The following is a 16012-nucleotide window of genomic DNA, read 5'->3' on the forward strand; positions in this document are numbered from 1 at the left end:
CGCTAGCGCACCAGCATGGCCAGCGCCCGTTCGGGGCTGGTATGACGCTCCAGGATGGTCTTGACGGTGCCGTCTTCGCGCATGGCGCGCAGCGCCTGTTCGATCCTGCTGGCCGAGGTATCGGCAACCAGGCGGGAAATCACCAGCGAACCCTGGACGTTCTCGCGCGGCACCAGGTCCAGGACGCGGAACTGTCCGCGCAACCGGGGATCGCGGTGCAAGGCGTCGACATTGCTGCTCAACTGGAGGATGGCGTGCACGCGGCCATACTGGAATAGCCGCAGCAGCGTGGTGTAGTCGGGCGTGTCATACACGCGGCCCTGCTTGCGCAGCAGCTCCAGCCAGGCGTCATAGGTGGTGCCGTGCCGGAATCCCTTGATCACGGCTATCTTCAGCTCCGGCTGCGCGGCGAATTGTTCGAGCGTGGCGGCATGCCGCGCCACCTCGTTGCGCAGCAGGAGCATATTGCGCGACTGCAGGTAGGGCGTGAAACGGGCAAAAGCTTCGCGTTCGGGCGTGGCGATGCCGGACATGGTCATGTCCAGCGTCCCGTCTTTCAGCATGGTCCAGATGCGGATGCGCGAATCGCGCGTCATGCGCAGTTCGCAACCGGTGCGGCGCGCCAGTTCGTCGACGATGTCCTTGTCGATGCCCGCCCATTGCTCGCCACTGCGGTAGTACAGGGCGCCGTGTTCGTACATGGCGACCGTGTAGGGACCGCAGGGGGCCGCTGCGGCGCTGCCGGCAAGGCAGGTTGCAACGGCCAGCAGCATACTGCGCACGAGCATATCAATCCTGTTCGTCGGAATCGGGCGGCAGGTTGCGCGGGATTACCTTTACCAACAGTATACGCGGGCCGTTCATCTTTTTCACGACCAGGTCGAAGGCATCGAATTCGACGCGCTGGCCCTGCTTCGGAATGTCGCCAAGCTTCAGCATGATCAGGCCACCGACCGATTCCACTTCATCCAGGCCCATTTCTTCGTTCTCGATGTCGACGCCGAGGATGCGCTCCAGGGAGAAGATGGGCAGGCTGGCCTTGCCGATCAGGGAGCCGTCGGGCTGCGCCAGCCAGTCGTTCTCGTTGAGGCGGAATTCGTCGTGGATTTCGCCGACCATGGCGCCCAGCAGGTTGTCCAGCGTGAGGAAGCCCACCGGGCGCTTGCCCTTTTCGCCGATCAGGGCGAAGTGCGGCGCGCCATCCTTGAAGCGGCGGAACAGTTCCAGCGCCGGGGTGCGGGCGGAGATGGTTTCCACCGGGCGCAGGAAGCCTGCCAGGTTTTTCAGTTCCTTGCGCGACTGCAGGGCGAAGAACAGGTCCTTCAGGTGCACCACGCCCAGCACCGCGTCGCCTTCTTCGTCGAAGTAAGGGTAGCGGCTGAAACGGTTGCGCACCACCGTGTCGAGGTTTTCGTCGATCGAACGGTCGGCGTGCAGCGCAATCACCTCATTGATCGGGCGCATCAGGTCGGCCACGCTCAGTTGCGAGAAGTCCAGCGAGTTGGCCAGGATGTTGCGTTCGTCCTTGTTGAACGATTCGCCGGGCTGGCTGGTGCGCAGGATCAGCTTCAGTTCGTCGGTCGAGTAGTGCGACTCGTGGCCGCCGGCATTGCCAAGCCCGGCCAGGCGCAGCACCGCGTTGGCGCTCTGGTTCAGCAGCCAGATGGCTGGGTACATGGTCCAGTAGAAGGCGTACAGCGGAATGGCGCTCCACAGCGCGACCGCTTCGGGAATGCGGATAGCCAGCGATTTCGGCGCCAGCTCGCCCACCACGATGTGCAGGAAGGAGATGGTGACGAAGGCGAACACGAAGGAAATGCCGTGCACGATTTCCGGCGAGGTGATGCCGATGAAAGTGAGCAGGGGTTCCAGCAGGCGAGCAAAGGCAGGCTCGCCGATCCAGCCCAGGCCGAGCGAGGCAAGGGTAATGCCCAATTGGCAGGCGGACAGGTAGGCATCGAGCTGGCCGTGGACCTTGGCAAGGATGCGGCCACGCAGGCCCTGGGTCTTTTCGATGGCACGCACGCGGGTGCGGCGCAGGGTGACGATGCTGAATTCAGCGGCGACGTAGAAGCCGTTCAGTGCTACGAGGAAGAGTGCGAAAATGACTAGTAAAAGGTTGTCCATATGCGCCCTAAGGCGGAGAGTCGAAAACCTCTATCTTATCCGACCCGGGGCATAGCTCGCGCAATTGTGATAATTTCTTGACGGAAAGCTAAGGCTGCGGAGCCAGGCCGCTGGCCTTGCAAATGGCCAGCAGGCGCATGGCCAGCTCGTTGTCGCTGGCGGTGCGCTCGCGCTGGATGGCAAGCAGGGCGCGCTGCGCCTGCAGTACCTGCAGCTCGTCGCTCATGCCGCGCCGCGCGCGCGTTGCGGCCAGTTCGAGCGTGGAACGGGCGCTGGCTTCCCGGGCGGCGAGGGCTTGCCGGCGCTGGCGCGCGGCGGCGTAGGCGGACAGCGCGTCATCCATTTCATGCCAGGCTTTCAGGACGGTTTTCTGGAAGTTGATGGCGGCTTCCTGCTCTTCCAGCTTGCGCAGTTCGACGGTCGCGCGCCGCCGCCCATTGTCGAAGACCGGCAGTTGCAGGCTCGGTCCGAGCGACCATTGGCGGCTGCCCCAGTCGCCGAACTTGCCGGCATCGACCGATTCGAAGCCGAGCGAGAGGCCAAGCGTGATGCGCGGATAAAGGTCGGCCACTGCCACGCCGATCCTCGCCGTTGCCGCCTGCAGGCGGGCCTCTGCCGACTGGATGTCCGGGCGATGCCGCATGACTTCTCCCGGCACGCCAAGTGCAAGGTCAGGGCCGTTTGGCGCCGGCGCGTCCTGCTGCGCTGCGAGTTGCTCCTGAAGTGCGCCGGGCGGCTTGGCAAGCAACATGGTCAGCCTGTTGGCGGCTGCCGCTTCCTGCTCGAACAGGGCCGGCGCGCGCCCTTCGAGTTCGGCAAGCGCCAGACGCTGTTGCTCGACTTCGAGATCGGTGGCGAGTCCGCCGCGCTGGCGGGCCGAGGCCAGCGCAGCCATGTCGCGCGCCGCGGCCAGGTCGGCCTGAAGCAATTCCTGCTGGCGCTGGGCTGCGCGCAGCTCGTAGTAATTGCGCGCCACTTCCAGCTGCACCGCCAGTTGCACGTCGCGCAGGATAGAGCTGGCCTCCGCCATGCCGGCGTCGGCTGCCTGCACGCTGCGCCGCAGGCGTCCCCACAAGTCCAGCTCCCAGGCGGCATCAAAGCCGGCCTGGTACAGCGCGAAGGGATCGCTGAGCTTTTCGATCAGCACTTCGCGATTGGCTGGCGCGATCGCGTCGACCATGCGCGTCCCCGCGCCGGACTCCGACTGGCGCTGCCGGGCGGCACCGGCATGGGCAGTGAGCTGCGGTCCGTGGGCGGCGGCGGCTACGTTGCGCGCGATCCTGCTTTGGGCGAAGCGCAACGCGGCCGACTGCACGTCCAAGCTTGCGGCCAGGGCTTGCTGCTGCAGGCTGCGCAATACGGGATCGTCGAAGCGGGCAAACGATTGCGCCGTGCCGTCTGCCAGGCCTGTCTCGCGCAGGGCAGCAGCCCCGCCGTGCCAGTCTCCATAGGCAGCTGGGGCTTGCACGACCGGTTCGTGGTAATCCGGCCCAACCGTACAAGCAGCCAGCGCCAGGCAAAGCAGGGAGACGGTGATCTGTTTCATGATGGTTCCAGTTCAGGCAAGACGGTGGCGGAACAGCCATGCCGCCAGGGGCAGCGTTATCAGGGCAATCAGCACGAGCGGCACCATATTTGGCCACAGCGTGCCGAGGGCGACGCCTTCAAGATAAATCCGCTGCACCATGTCGATGGCAAAGCGCAGGGGATTTGCCATCGTCGCGACTTGCAGCACACGCGGCATGTTCCGTACCGGCGTGGTGAGCCCGGACAGCAGCATCATCGGCATCACCAGGACAAAGGTGTACAACATGGCTTGCTGCATGTTCAGCGATACGGCCGATATCGACAGGCCGATACCGACGCTGGCAACCGTAAACAGCGTCAGCCCAGCGTAGATCGAAAGCAGCGATCCCGCCATCGGCACGCCGAACCAAAGCCGCGTGACCAGCAGGATCAGCGTCGACTGCACCAGCCCGATTACGATGGGCGGCAGGGCCTTGCCGATCATGATGTCGATCGGCGTCAGCGGTGTGACCAACAACTGGTCGAAGGTGCCTTGCTCGCGCTCGCGCGCCACGGAAAGGGCGGTCAGCAGCAGGGTTTGCAGCATGCTCAGGGCCGCGATCATGCCCGGCATCAGATACCAGCGGGTCTCCAGGTTCGGATTGAACCAGGCGCGTGCTTCGACGCGCAATGCAGGCGGGACGCCGCCGTGCTGCTCGCGCCACTGGCGGTTGAAGTCTGCGACCACGGCGCTGACATAGGCTGCGGCTGAACCGGCCGTGTTGGAATTACGCCCGTCCAGCACGATTTGCAGCGGCGCCGCATCGCCAGCATACAGGCGGCGTTCGAAGTCGACGGGAATGCTGATGGCAAGCAGGGCCTTTTCACTGTCGATCGCATCGCGCAGCGCTTCCTGCGTTTCGAAGGTCAGCGTGCGGCGAAAGGTACCGCTGGCATCCAGCCTGGCCAGCAGCTCGGCAGAGGCGGCGCTGTGGCTGGCGTCATTCAGCGCATACGGCACGTACGTCAGGTCATAGGTCGCGGCGTAGCCAAACAGCAGGCTTTGCACGATGGCGGGCACCAGCAGGATAAAGCGGCTCTTGGGATCCTTGAGCACAGCCAGGAATTCCTTGCGGACGATGACAGCAATGCGGCGGAAGAATGCGATCATGGCTAGTCCAATTGCTTGCGGGTCACCGCGCGGGCGACGCCCAGCAACAGCACGGCGTAGGCGGCGAGGATGGCGCAGTTGCGCAGTATCAGCGGCCAGACGTTCCCGGCCAGGAACAGGGTCTTTACCAGCTCCATGAAGTAGGTTGCGGGCAGGATGCGGCCGACCACCTGCACCGCCAGCGGCACGTTGCGCAGGTCGAACAGGAAGCCGGACAACATCAGCGAAGGCATGAAGCTGCTGACCAGGGCAAGCTGGCTGGCGAGGAATTGGTTCCTGGTCGCGGAAGATATCAGCAACCCCATGCCGACTGCGACGACCAGGTACAGCATGGAGGCGAAAATGATGACCAGCAGCGATCCCTGCATCGGCACCTTGAACAGGAAGCGTGCGGCGGCCAGGCACAGGAAGAGTCCCATCATCCCGACACAGAAGTAGGGGATGACCTTGGCCAGCAGGATTTCGACGGGCCGCACCGGCGTGACGAACAGCGCTTCCAGCGTGCCGCGTTCCCATTCGCGTGCCATCACCAGGGCGGTGAGGAAGGCCCCCACCAGCGTCATGATCAGCACAATCAGGCCGGGCACCAGGTACCAGGTGCTGGTATTGGCGCTGTTGTACCAGATGCGCTGGTCGATGCGAACCGCGCCGTTGGCGGAGAGGGCGTCGGCGCGGGCGGCGCTGCCCAGGCGTTCTGCCCGGCGAGCACTCCATTGCTGCAATGCGCCGCTTGCGTAGTTCAGGATGATGCTGGCGCGATTGGCTTCCGCGCCGTGTACGATGATTTGCACGGCGGCACCGCCTGCTGCTGCATCGCGCGTAAAGGTGGCGGGAATTCGAACGATGGCGTCCACGCGGCGGTCGCGCATCAAGGCCTCGGCATCGTGCATCGACGTGACGGGCAGCGGCGCGAAAGATGGCGACAGGCTGAAGCCGGCGACAGCTTCCTGGGCGGTTGGCGAACTGTCTTCCATGACGATGGCGACCGGAGCATTTTTTACGTCCAGCGACAGGCCGTAGCCGAAAATCAGGATCAGCACGATTGGCAGGACGATGCCGATTGCCAGGTTCGAAGCGTCGCGCAGGAGCTGGCGGAATTCCTTGCGCACCAGTGCTGCGAGGCGGGAGCGGAAGCCGTTGTTCACGGTGCGCCTCCGTTGCGGTTCTGTTCGACGATCCTGATGAAGGCGTCTTCCATATTGCCTGCATCGTCCGCTTGCTTCCGGACCTCGCGCGGCGTGCCGATGGCCAGTACCTTGCCGGCATCCTGGATCACGATGCGGTCGCAGTACTCGGCTTCTTCCATGAAGTGGGTGGTCACCACGACGGTGACGCCTTGCTCCGACAGTGTCGTGATGCGGCGCCAGAATTCGCGCCGCGCGAGCGGGTCGGCGCCGCTGGTTGGCTCGTCCAGGAACAGTACTTCCGGCTCGTGCAGCAGGCCGGTGGCCATGGCGAGACGCTGCTTGAAGCCACCCGGCAGCTGGCCGCTGGGCATGTGTTCCTGTCCGCCCAGCTGGAATTCTTCCAGCACCTGGCTGGTGCGCTGTTCCAGGCGCTGGCCGTACAGGCCGTAGGCGCCGCCAAAGAAATCGAGGTTTTCCCGAACGGTCAGGTTGCCGTACAGGGCAAATTTTTGCGATACGTAGCCCACCTTGGCGCGTGCTTGTGCGCGGGCGTGGCGCAGGTTGACGCCTGCCACTTGCAGGAAGCCGGAGCTGGCAGGAAGCAGTCCACACAACATGCGGAAGGTGGTGGTCTTGCCGGCGCCGTTAGGGCCCAGCAAACCAAAGATCTCGCCGCGCGCCACGCTGAAGCTGGTGCTCGCCACGGCGGTGAAGTCGCCAAACTTCCGCACCAGGTCGCGCACCTCGATCATCGAATCCGCGCCGCCCGCCGGACCGGCGGCTCGCGCGGGCTTGCTTGCTGCAGGGGGCGTGAGGGCGGGCGAGGCGGGCAAGGTGGGCGAGGTGGGCAAGGTGGGCAAGGTGGGTGGTGGCGGGGCTGCGCGCAGCAGCATCATGAATCCATCTTCCAGCCGTGCGGGAACGGGGTTGACTGGCAAGCCGTCAAGCAGTTGCGCAACCGCGCCATCCGAAGCATCCGGCCGCCGGATGAACCTCACGTGCCCACCCTCCGGCACAGCATCGACCACGACATCGCGCGCATCGAGCAAACGCGCTTGCAACGTCCGCGCCGAATTGCCAGTACGCGGCACGGCCGTAAAACTCAAGCCCTCGGCACGAGAACGCAAGTCAGCCGGCGCGCCGGCGGCCAGCAATCGCCCTTGATGCATGACAAACACCTGCTGGCAACGCTCCGCCTCGTCCATGTAGGAAGTGCTGACGATTACGGAAAGCCGTTCCTGCTCCACCAGCTGCCGCACGATTTCCCACAGTTCGCGCCGCGACAAGGGGTCGACGCCGACAGTCGGCTCATCGAGCAGCAGCAACTCCGGCAAGCGCACCAGCGTGCAAGCCAGCCCAAGTTTCTGCTTCATCCCTCCGGACAGCTTGCCCGCCGGCCGCGAGGTGAAGCGCGCCAGGTCGGTCATGTGCAGCAGCCGCTCGAAGCGCTCGCGCCGCACGTCCGCCGGCACGCCATGCAGGTCCGCATACAGGTCCATGTTTTCCTGCACGCTCAAGTCTTCGTACAAGCCAAAACGCTGCGGCATATAACTGATGCGGTCCTGCACCTCCTGCGGACGCGCCGCGACATCGACGCCCAGGACCGACAAGCTGCCGCCGCTGGGCGCCAGCAGTCCCGCCGCCATGCGCAGCAAAGTGGTCTTTCCGGCGCCATCGGGCCCGACCAGCGCAGTCAAGGCACCAGGCGCCACTTCCAGCGTCACATCGCGCACCGCCTCCACAGGCGCTGCTGCGCCTTTGACGCTGAAGTGGCGGGACAGGCTACGTCCGCTGAGGACTGCCGAATCCATGCTTAGTGCCCGGTTGCGATCCGCACGGTTGCCGGCATCCCCATGCGCAGCACATCGGCCTTGTCGTCGGCCAGCACGCGCACCTCATAGACCAGTGCCGTGCGCAGCTCCTCCGTCTGCACGGTCTTCGGCGTAAACTCGGCGACCGAGGAAATGTAGCCAACCTTGCCGGCCAGCGCCTTGCCTGGCTGGCTGTCGATGGAAATGCTGGCGGCTATGCCTGGCCTGATACGGCCCAGGTCAGCCTCGCGTACATAGGTTCGGACCCATTTGGGGTCGGCCATTGCCAGCGTATAGACAGGACGCTGCGGCGAAGCCATGTCGCCAGGCTCCATCAGCCGCGCGCGCACCACCGCGTCGACAGGCGCCTTCAAGGTTGCCTCGCCAAGCTGGTATTGCAACAGCGCGACCGCCGCATTGGCGGCATCGAGTTGCGCCTGCGCTTGCGCGATATCTTCGCGGCGCGGGCCGTGCTGGGCCAGCTCCTGCGCCTGGCGCGCCTGTTCCAGCGCCGCTTGCGCCGATTTGGCGCGGGCGCGCGCGACGTCGACGTCCTGCTGGCTGACGGCGCGGCCATTGCTGTCCCGTTGCACGGCCAATACGCGCTCGAGCTGCTGGTGCGCGAGATCGGTATCCGCTTGTGCGGCGCTGGTGCGAGCACGCGCCTGTGCCAGCTCTTCGGAGCGTGTGCCGGCCTTGAGGCGAGCCAGCGCCTGCAGCTGGGCCGCCGCCTGGGCTTCGGCCTCCGCCAGGCGCAAACGCAGGCCGCGCGTATCGAGCTCCGCCAGGACCTCGCCCGGCCGCACCTTCTGGCCTTCTTCCGCCAGCACGCGGGCAATCCGTTCGCTGGAGGGGAAGGCGAGTGCCACCTGGCGCAGGTCGACATTCCCGTACAGGACCAGCTCCTTCTCATTTGGCGCAGGACGGCTCAAGTACCAGGCGCTTGCCGCGATGGCCGCTGCGGCGACAATGGCAAATCCAACAAGCTTTTTGTTCATGGCAGGACCTCCTGCGGAAAATTCTACATCAAATTCAAATTTGGATTTGAAATTGTTTTGGACGTAAAATGCGAGCCATGCAAAAAAAGACAGCAATCCGTGCCAGCCGACAGGACGGCGACGCCACCCGCCAGGCCCTGCTGGACGTGGCCGGGCAGGTGTTCGCGGAACGCGGCTTTGCCGACGCCACCAGCAAGGAAATCTGCGCGCGCGCCGGCACCAATATTGCTGCCGTCAATTATCACTTCGGCAGCCGCGGCGCGCTATACGAAGCGGTGCTGGTGGAAGCGCACCATCATTTGCTCAAGCTTGAGGAAATGCAGGAAATCACGTCGCGCGACCTGGCGCCGCGCGACAAGCTGCGCGTTATCTTGCGCGGTATCGTGCTGCGCGCCACCGGGGCGGAGGCCCATTGGGGCGCCCGCGTCGTGATCCGCGAACTGATGTCGCCCACCGAACATGCCGCGGCGCTGGTGCAGAAGGCCATCGCGCCCAAGGCCATGGTCATGCTGGGACTGGTGTGTGAAATTCTCGGCCTGCCGCCCACCACGCCGGGGCTGCAGCGCGCGCTCTTTCTCCTGATGTCGCCGTGCCTGGCGCTGCTGGTGGCCCCGCGCGAGATGCGCACGAAGCTGTTCCCGGCGCTGGGCGACGATGCCGAAGGCCTGGTCGACGACATGATGACCTATGCCAGCGCCGGCCTTGATGCTATCGCTGCGAAATATTCAGCATCGCCTCGACCACAGGGTGGCTGATGCGGCGTTCGCTGGAGATGGCGTAGAACTGTTCGCGCAGTTCGGATGCCGGCCCCACGGGAACCGCGCCAAACTGCTCCAGCATGTCGCCCGCCAGCGCCGCCGGCGCAAAGAATAGGCCCATGCCGCTGCGGCCGAAGGTATTCAGCATGGCGCTGTCCTCGAATTCCCCCACCACGTCGGGCCGCACGTCCTGTTCCAGCAGCCATGCGTCGATACGGCCGCGCAGCGCGGTATTGCGGGTCGGCAGCAGGATCGGCGCGCCGTTCAGGCTAGCGGGGAAGTCCTTGCCGTACTTGCGCGCCAGCGCGCGCACGCCGAACAACTGCATTTCGCTTTCGCCCAGCAGGTGGCTGAAGACCTTGAGCGATGCGCTGGCGCGCACCGGGCGGTCGGTCAGCACCACATCCAGCTTATGCAGCGCCAGTTCGGCCAGCAGGGCGTCAAATTCGCCCTCCGTGCAGACCAGGCGCACCGGCGTGTCAGGCGGCAGTGCCGCCTGCAGGTAGTGGGCCGCGATCAGCTTCGGCATGGAGTCCGAAATGCCGACAGTCAGCCGGATCTTGCCGGCACCCACTTCTTCCAGCGCTTCCTGCATGCGGTCGCCGAGCTGGAAAATCTGGTCGGCATAGGTGAGCGCCACCCGGCCCGCTTCGGTCGGCACCAGGCGGCGTCCCTGCTGGGTCAGCAGTGACTTCCCGATCGATTGTTCCAGTGCGGCGATTTGCGTGCTGACGGTCTGGATGGCCAAGCCCAGCCGGTCGGCAGCCCGGGTCACGCTGCCTTCGGCGGCGACCATGCGGAAAAAGTAGAGGTGGCGGAAGTTCAGGCCTGTGGTTTTCATGCTTCTGTTTTTACGAAGTAATACTTCGATTATCTTCTATTTTTAAAAAAACGTCCTGGGCTTAGACTTGCCAGACTTATCAACGAGAAAGGGTCAACCGATGAAGCACTTCAGGATCTCATTCCTGGTCTCCTTCATCTGTCTTGCTGTGGCAGGGTGGTGGGGGTACCAACAAACCGGCGTCAGTGGCGCCCTGGCGGCCTTGTGGATCGCCTTTATCCTGAGCGTGATGGAAGTCTCGCTCTCCTTCGACAACGCGGTTGTCAATGCCTCCGTCCTGAAAAACTGGGACGCATTCTGGCAAAAGCTGTTCCTCGGCGTCGGCATCATCATTGCGGTATTCGGCATGCGCCTGGTATTCCCGCTGGTGATCGTGGCGGTGGCGGCAGACCTCAGCATTCCCGATGTGTGGAACCTGGCGCTGAACGACCCGAAAGCCTTCTCGACCCATCTGACCAACCACCACGCTGAGGTGGCGGCTTTCGGCGGCATCTTCCTGCTGATGGTGTTCCTGAATTTCATCTTCGACCATGAAAAGCAGATGCACTGGCTGGGCAATGTGGAACGCAAGCTGGGTGCGCTGGGCAAGGTGTCTTCGATCGCCATCATGATCTCGATGGGCGTGCTGCTGGCCAGCCTCGGCATCGTTGAGGAATCGCAGAAATTCATCGTGCTGGTGGCCGGCATGTGGGGCCTGCTGACCTACATTGGCGTGGATGCGCTGTCGTCCTGGATGGAGAAGAGCGAAGAAGGCGGCGTGAATGCCGGTGAACTGGTCAAGCGCGGCGGCGTGGGCGGCTTCCTGTACCTGGAAGTGCTGGATGCCTCGTTCTCCTTCGATGGCGTGATCGGCGCGTTTGCGATTACCAGCGACGTCGTGATCATCATGCTGGGCCTGGCCATTGGCGCAATGTTCGTACGCTCGATGACGGTCTACCTGGTGCACAAGGGCACGCTCGAAGAGTATGTCTACCTGGAGCACGGCGCGCACTACGCGATCGGCATCCTGGCAGTGATCATGTTGGCGAGCATGAAGTTCCATATTCCGGAAGTGATTACCGGCCTGATTGGCGTGGCATTTATCGTGGCCTCGCTGTGGTCTTCGATCCGCCATAAGAAACTTGAAATGAAGGGAGCCTGAAACTATGACGACTTTTAAAGTGACCGGGGATATCGATCCCTTCCTACAGGTGTCGATGAAGCAGGGCGAGCGCATCTTCTGCGAATCGAACGCGATGGTGATGATGGATTCCACGCTTGAGCTGAAAGGCAAGATGCGCGGCGGCCTGGGCGGCGCCCTGATGCGCTCCCTGGCGAACGGCGAGTCCTTCTTCCAGCAGAACATCGAAGCCAGCGGCGGCGACGGCACCTGCCTGCTGTCGCCCAACCTGCCGGGCGCCATGCGCGTGCTGGAAGTTGGCGAGCGCCAGTACCTGATCAGCGACGGCGCCTTTGTTGCAGCCAGCAGCGGCATCGACCTGCGCGTGCGTACCCAGAACGTGGGCAACGCGCTGTTCGGCCAGAGCGGCGGCTTCTTTATCACCGAATCGACTGGCTCCGGCCAGTTGGTGGTGTCGGGCTTCGGCGCGCTGCATGAAGTCGACGTGGAGCCGGGCAAGGAAGTCGTGATCGATAACGCCCACGTCGTGGCCTGGGATAGCGCCCTGCGCTACGACCTGGCCGTGGCGACGCGCTCCGGTGGAGGCTTGTTCGGCAACCTGGTCAACTCGGTGACCAGCGGCGAAGGCATGGTGCTGCGCTTCTCTGGCCGCGGCAAAGTGCTGATCTGCTCGCGCAACCGCGAAGCTTTCGTGGCCTGGATGATGTCGCACCAGTCCCGCTAAGACGATTTACCTCCGTTAAACGCCCCCCATGGCGTTCTTCCTTGCGGTGGTCCTGGCAACAGGCCACCGCTTTTTTTCATTGCAGGGCAAGCATGCCTGCGTTATACAGGGCATGCGCCAGCATGGGCGCCAGCAGCGACTTGCTGCGTTCCGCGGCGATCGCCGTGCACAGGCCGAGCGCGAAGACCGGCGCCATGGCCAGCGGCGGATGGATCACCGCGAACAGCGCCGCGCTGGCTGCCATTGCCTGCCAGGCGGGCAGCGAGCGGCGCAGCCCGCCAAAAATCTGGCCGCGGAAGATGAATTCTTCAAAGACCGGTGCGGCCAGCACGGCAAGGGGCGCCAGCCACACCAAGGTAACCGGCTTTGGCGCGCCTGGCATGGCACCGACATGGCGCAGGATGGCCAGCCACAGGCAGCCGCCGGCCAGCGCGGGCAGGGCCATCAACAAGCCCCAGCCCACGGCGCTGGGCCATGCGGTGCTCCACCGCCCATGCCACAGCCGCGGCACGCCGCTGGTTCCGCTGCGCCAATACACCAGGCGCGCCAGCCCGTAGACGAGGGCGCCTGCAACGGCGAAGGACAGCGTCACCGTCGGCAGCGAAACCGGCTTGCCGGCAAGGTACAAGGCGCCTGCGACCAGCAATTGCAGCAGGAAGAACAGGATGGCGGCAATGATGCCGTCCGATGCGGAAACGCGCGGCGGCGGCGAGGCAGCAGGGTCCAGCAGGTAAGGCAGCGAGTCGCGGGCCCGCTGCCACAGCGACAGTGCAAGGGACGCCAGCAGCACGATCGCCGCCAGGCGCACATGCCATTCGCGCGTATTCAGCGAGTAGGTATATAGCGACGACAGGATCAGGTAGGCGTAGGCAAAGGTGGGGCGCACGCGGGCGTGCATGTCCTGCGCCAGCGGATCGCAAGCCCAGACGCCCAGCGCCACGGCGATCGTCGCGAAAATGGGAATGCCGGCCATGACCAGCACGAGTTGCGAGAGCAGCTGTCCATCGGCCGGCACGCCGAACCATAGCCCCATTGCGAAAACGGCCGACGGGTAGATCAATGCCAGCACCGACCATAGTTGCGCCTTCTCGGCCAGCATGCTGCCAATGCTCTTTGGATAGGTGTAGAGCAGCCACAGGGCGTGGCCCTCGGTGTTGATGGTCTGGAAGGCTGACAGCATCAGCACGTAGGCGCCCAGGCCGAAGGCAACGGAAGACAACAGGGCCGGGTCGCTGATGAACTGGTGCATGTTCTTCACCTGGCCGTTCAGCACCAGCTGGCTGCCGAAGATGATCAGGGGGATCAGCAGGCTTTGCACCAGGAAGTTGCGGTCGCGGCCGAGCAACCGCAGCTCGCGTCGTTGCAGCGGTGTGCCAGGCACCCAGCCGGCGAAAGCCGGGCGCACGGCGCTCCCGCGGCCGCTTTCGCGCGAACCGGTGGCAACCACGCCCTCGGCAAGCAGGGTTTGCAGCAGGCGCAGGCCAAGCCAAAGCACGAACGCGGTTTGCGCTGCCAGCAGGGCGCCATAACCCATGGCATGCGACGCATCGCGCGCATTCAGTGCCTGCAGCGCCAGGGCCGGCGGCGTCCACAAGGTCCAGGCTGGAAATTGAGCAGCCCAGCCGAGGGTTAGCGTGGCGGTCGGCATGGCAAGCGACATGGCAAGGTACATCAGCGGCATGCTGGCCACGGAGGCGATGGCCTGCAGGTTGCGCAGCTGGGATGGCGCCAGGCGCAGGCGCAGGCCGGTATCGGCCACCGTGCGCAGCGTCGCGGCACAGGCCAGCAGGGGCAGGGTGCATGCGGCGCCCAGTAATGGCGTGCTCCAGCGGTAGCCGGAATGCCAGGCCACCGCCATGCACATCGGCCATAACGCCAGGATGCCTGAAGGATTGGCCAGCGTGCGCTCGGCGATGCGGGCCAGCAGCAAGGAGTGCCGTTCCATGGGCAGCGTGACCAGCCACTCCAGGTCCCAGTCCGGCTGCGCCAGTTCCTTGCTTCCCAGCGGCAGCAGGAAGGCGATGCCAAACAGCAGGCTGGCCTGCATCGCTGCCGCCTGCATCAGTACCGGATGGAAGGGCGCCGACTGCAATTCCTTGCCCGCCTTGCGCATGGCGGCGTGCGGGGCAGCGTCCGATTCGGCGGCGGCGCACTGGCTGCCGGTCGGCAGCCTGCACTGCATGTTCAGCAGCGAGGTGCTGGCGGTGTTGATGAAGGCGAACAGCATGAAAGCCGACAGCACGAAGGTGAGCAGCCAGCGTGCATTCCTTTTACCGCGCGTGGCTGCGCGGCTGGGGCCGGGCCGGCCCTTGCGTAAGCGCAGGGCGTTGCCGATGTTCAGTAACCGCAACAGCCGCAGGCGTGCAAGCAGCCAGAATGCACGCGGCGCGCTGGGCAGGTCCATCATGCGGCCAGGCTGTCTTCGTCGGTGAATTTGAGGAACAGCTCTTCCAGGGTGCTGTTGGCGCTGCTGGCGCCGCGCAGTTCTTCCAGCGAACCGGTGGCCACCAGTGCGCCGCGGTTGATGATGCCGACCCGGTTGCACATGCGCTGCGCCATATCGAGCAGGTGGGTGGAGACGAAGATGGTCTTGCCGGCGGCCGCACTGGCGACCAGGCGGTCCTGCACTTCTCGCGCGGCGCGCGGATCAAGGCCGTTGATCGGTTCGTCCAGGATCAGCACTGCGGGGTCGTGCACCAGGGCGCAGGCCAGGCCCAGTTTCTTCTTCATGCCCATCGAGTAGTTGACGGCGAATTCCTCACTCACGTCCTGCAGACCGAATTCCTGCAACAGCTGGGTAGCGCGTTCGACGGCAGCCTTGCGCGGCATGCCGTGCATCTCCGCCACGAATTGCAGGATTTCCCGCCCGCGCAGGAAATCGTAGAAGATGGGGTTGTCGGGCAGGTAGCCAACGTGGCGTTTGACCTCGGCGGCGTCGACCTGGCAATCGAGGCCGTCGACCAGCACGCGGCCGGCGCTTGGCACCAGGATGCCCATCATCATGCGAATGGTGGTGGTCTTGCCCGCTCCATTCGGTCCAAGGAAGCCAAACACTTCGCCTCGCTGCACTGCCAGCGTCAGCGGCTGCACGGCGGGAAAGTCGCCATAAAGCTTGGCCAGTCCCTGGAATTCGATCATGGCCGCAAGCTCATGCCGATACGTTCTGTGCGTGGCGCCCAGTTGCCCAGGATGTCGGCGGAAACCAGCACGCGTTCGGCGCGGCCGATCAGCAGCTTGCGCGGCACGAAGCCGATAAAGCGCGAATCGCGACTGTTGTTGCGGTTATCGCCCAGCATGAGGTAGCTGTCGGCCGGCACGGTGACCGGGCCGAAATCGCGCTTGGCGTCGACTTGCGGCAGCACCTGGATGCTGTAGCTGGCGCTGGCATTGTGTTCCTGCAGCTGCAAAGCCTGCAGGTCGCCGACCTTGTCGATATGTTCGGTGGCATTGCCCAGCACTGCGTATTCGGAGGTCTTGCCGTTGATGATCAGGTGCTCGCCGCGGATTTCGACGCGGTCGCCGGGCAGCGCTGCAATGCGCTTGATCAGGCGGGTGCGGTCTTCCGGCGAGAAGAAGGTGACCACGTCGCCGCGCTGCGGCTCGCCAAGGTGGCTGACAGAGATGTCGGTCAGCGGCACTTTCAGGTCGTAGGCGATGCGGTTGACGAAAACCACGTCGCCTTCCAGCAGGTTGGGATGCATGGAGGCGGACGGAATCGGATTCCAGTCGGCGATGGCGGTGCGGAATACACCCAGCGTCAGCAGGAAGACGATGAAGCCTTTGTTTTCACGAATGAGTTTTTTCACGTCCGGAGTCTCCGACAAGTTCA

Annotated in this window: 14 protein-coding genes; 3 read left to right on the forward strand and 11 right to left on the reverse strand. The window is 64.4% G+C overall.

What is annotated here, in order from left to right:
- Positions 1-2 precede the first annotated feature (2 nt).
- The 7 genes from ACN9MZ_RS07135 to ACN9MZ_RS07165 all read right to left on the reverse strand — a co-directional run bounded on the left by ACN9MZ_RS07135 (position 3) and on the right by ACN9MZ_RS07165 (position 8740).
- Positions 3-788 (reverse strand): substrate-binding periplasmic protein, encoded by a 786-nt coding sequence (locus ACN9MZ_RS07135; protein ID WP_426341515.1) that lies wholly within the window; start codon positions 786-788, stop codon positions 3-5.
- 1 nt (position 789) lies between these two features.
- Entirely contained in the window at positions 790-2127 is a 1338-nt protein-coding gene (locus tag ACN9MZ_RS07140; protein WP_426341516.1) for a hemolysin family protein, read from the reverse strand.
- Between the two features lie 88 nt (positions 2128-2215).
- A complete protein-coding gene (locus ACN9MZ_RS07145; protein WP_426341517.1) occupies positions 2216-3673 on the reverse strand; it encodes an efflux transporter outer membrane subunit in 1458 nt (485 codons plus the stop codon).
- Positions 3674-3685: 12 nt separating this feature from the next.
- Entirely contained in the window at positions 3686-4804 is a 1119-nt protein-coding gene (locus ACN9MZ_RS07150) for an ABC transporter permease (RefSeq protein ID WP_426341518.1), read from the reverse strand.
- A 2-nt stretch (positions 4805-4806) separates the two neighbouring features.
- Positions 4807-5949 (reverse strand): ABC transporter permease, encoded by a 1143-nt coding sequence (locus ACN9MZ_RS07155; RefSeq protein ID WP_426341519.1) that lies wholly within the window; start codon positions 5947-5949, stop codon positions 4807-4809.
- Positions 5946-7742 carry an ATP-binding cassette domain-containing protein gene (locus tag ACN9MZ_RS07160; protein WP_426341520.1) on the reverse strand — a complete coding sequence of 599 codons (1797 nt, stop codon included), beginning with the start codon at positions 7740-7742 and terminating at the stop codon, positions 5946-5948. The genes ACN9MZ_RS07155 and ACN9MZ_RS07160 overlap by 4 nt, the downstream gene beginning before the upstream one ends.
- Positions 7743-7744: 2 nt before the next feature.
- The gene (locus tag ACN9MZ_RS07165) at positions 7745-8740 is read right to left on the reverse strand and encodes an HlyD family efflux transporter periplasmic adaptor subunit (protein ID WP_426341521.1); all 996 of its coding nucleotides are present in this window, start codon (positions 8738-8740) and stop codon (positions 7745-7747) included.
- Between the two features lie 77 nt (positions 8741-8817).
- On the opposite strand from ACN9MZ_RS07165, the gene ACN9MZ_RS07170 reads away from it, so the two are divergent.
- Positions 8818-9495, forward strand: coding sequence for a TetR/AcrR family transcriptional regulator (locus ACN9MZ_RS07170; RefSeq protein WP_426341522.1), 678 nt, complete (start codon positions 8818-8820; stop codon positions 9493-9495).
- Here ACN9MZ_RS07170 and nhaR read toward each other — a convergent pair.
- Complete coding sequence (nhaR, locus tag ACN9MZ_RS07175; protein WP_426341523.1) at positions 9449-10339, reverse strand: transcriptional activator NhaR; 891 nt, start codon at positions 10337-10339, stop codon at positions 9449-9451. The genes ACN9MZ_RS07170 and nhaR overlap by 47 nt on opposite strands.
- 100 nt (positions 10340-10439) lie before the next feature.
- Between nhaR and ACN9MZ_RS07180 the strand changes: the two genes are divergently transcribed.
- Positions 10440-11480: a DUF475 domain-containing protein gene (locus ACN9MZ_RS07180; RefSeq protein ID WP_426341524.1), complete on the forward strand. Its 1041-nt coding sequence runs from the start codon at positions 10440-10442 to the stop codon at positions 11478-11480.
- A 4-nt stretch (positions 11481-11484) separates the two neighbouring features.
- Positions 11485-12183 carry a TIGR00266 family protein gene (locus ACN9MZ_RS07185; RefSeq protein WP_426341525.1) on the forward strand — a complete coding sequence of 233 codons (699 nt, stop codon included), beginning with the start codon at positions 11485-11487 and terminating at the stop codon, positions 12181-12183.
- Positions 12184-12259: 76 nt separating this feature from the next.
- Here the strand turns inward: ACN9MZ_RS07185 and ACN9MZ_RS07190 are convergent, their stop codons facing one another.
- Genes ACN9MZ_RS07190 through lepB form a run of 3 tightly spaced genes read right to left on the reverse strand, consistent with a single transcriptional unit; the run spans position 12260 to position 15989 of the window.
- Positions 12260-14590, reverse strand: a complete 2331-nt coding sequence (locus ACN9MZ_RS07190) for a CPBP family intramembrane glutamic endopeptidase (protein ID WP_426341526.1) — start codon at positions 14588-14590, stop codon at positions 12260-12262.
- Complete coding sequence (locus ACN9MZ_RS07195) at positions 14587-15321, reverse strand: ABC transporter ATP-binding protein (protein ID WP_426341527.1); 735 nt, start codon at positions 15319-15321, stop codon at positions 14587-14589. Before ACN9MZ_RS07195 ends, ACN9MZ_RS07190 begins: the two co-directional genes overlap by 4 nt.
- Positions 15318-15989 (reverse strand): signal peptidase I, encoded by a 672-nt coding sequence (gene lepB, locus ACN9MZ_RS07200; RefSeq protein WP_426169258.1) that lies wholly within the window; start codon positions 15987-15989, stop codon positions 15318-15320. The genes ACN9MZ_RS07195 and lepB overlap by 4 nt, the downstream gene beginning before the upstream one ends.
- Positions 15990-16012: the final 23 nt, after the last annotated feature.

It is taken from the genome of Pseudoduganella sp. S-14 (genome assembly GCF_049913285.1).
Classification (GTDB): Bacteria; Pseudomonadota; Gammaproteobacteria; order Burkholderiales; family Burkholderiaceae_D; genus Rugamonas.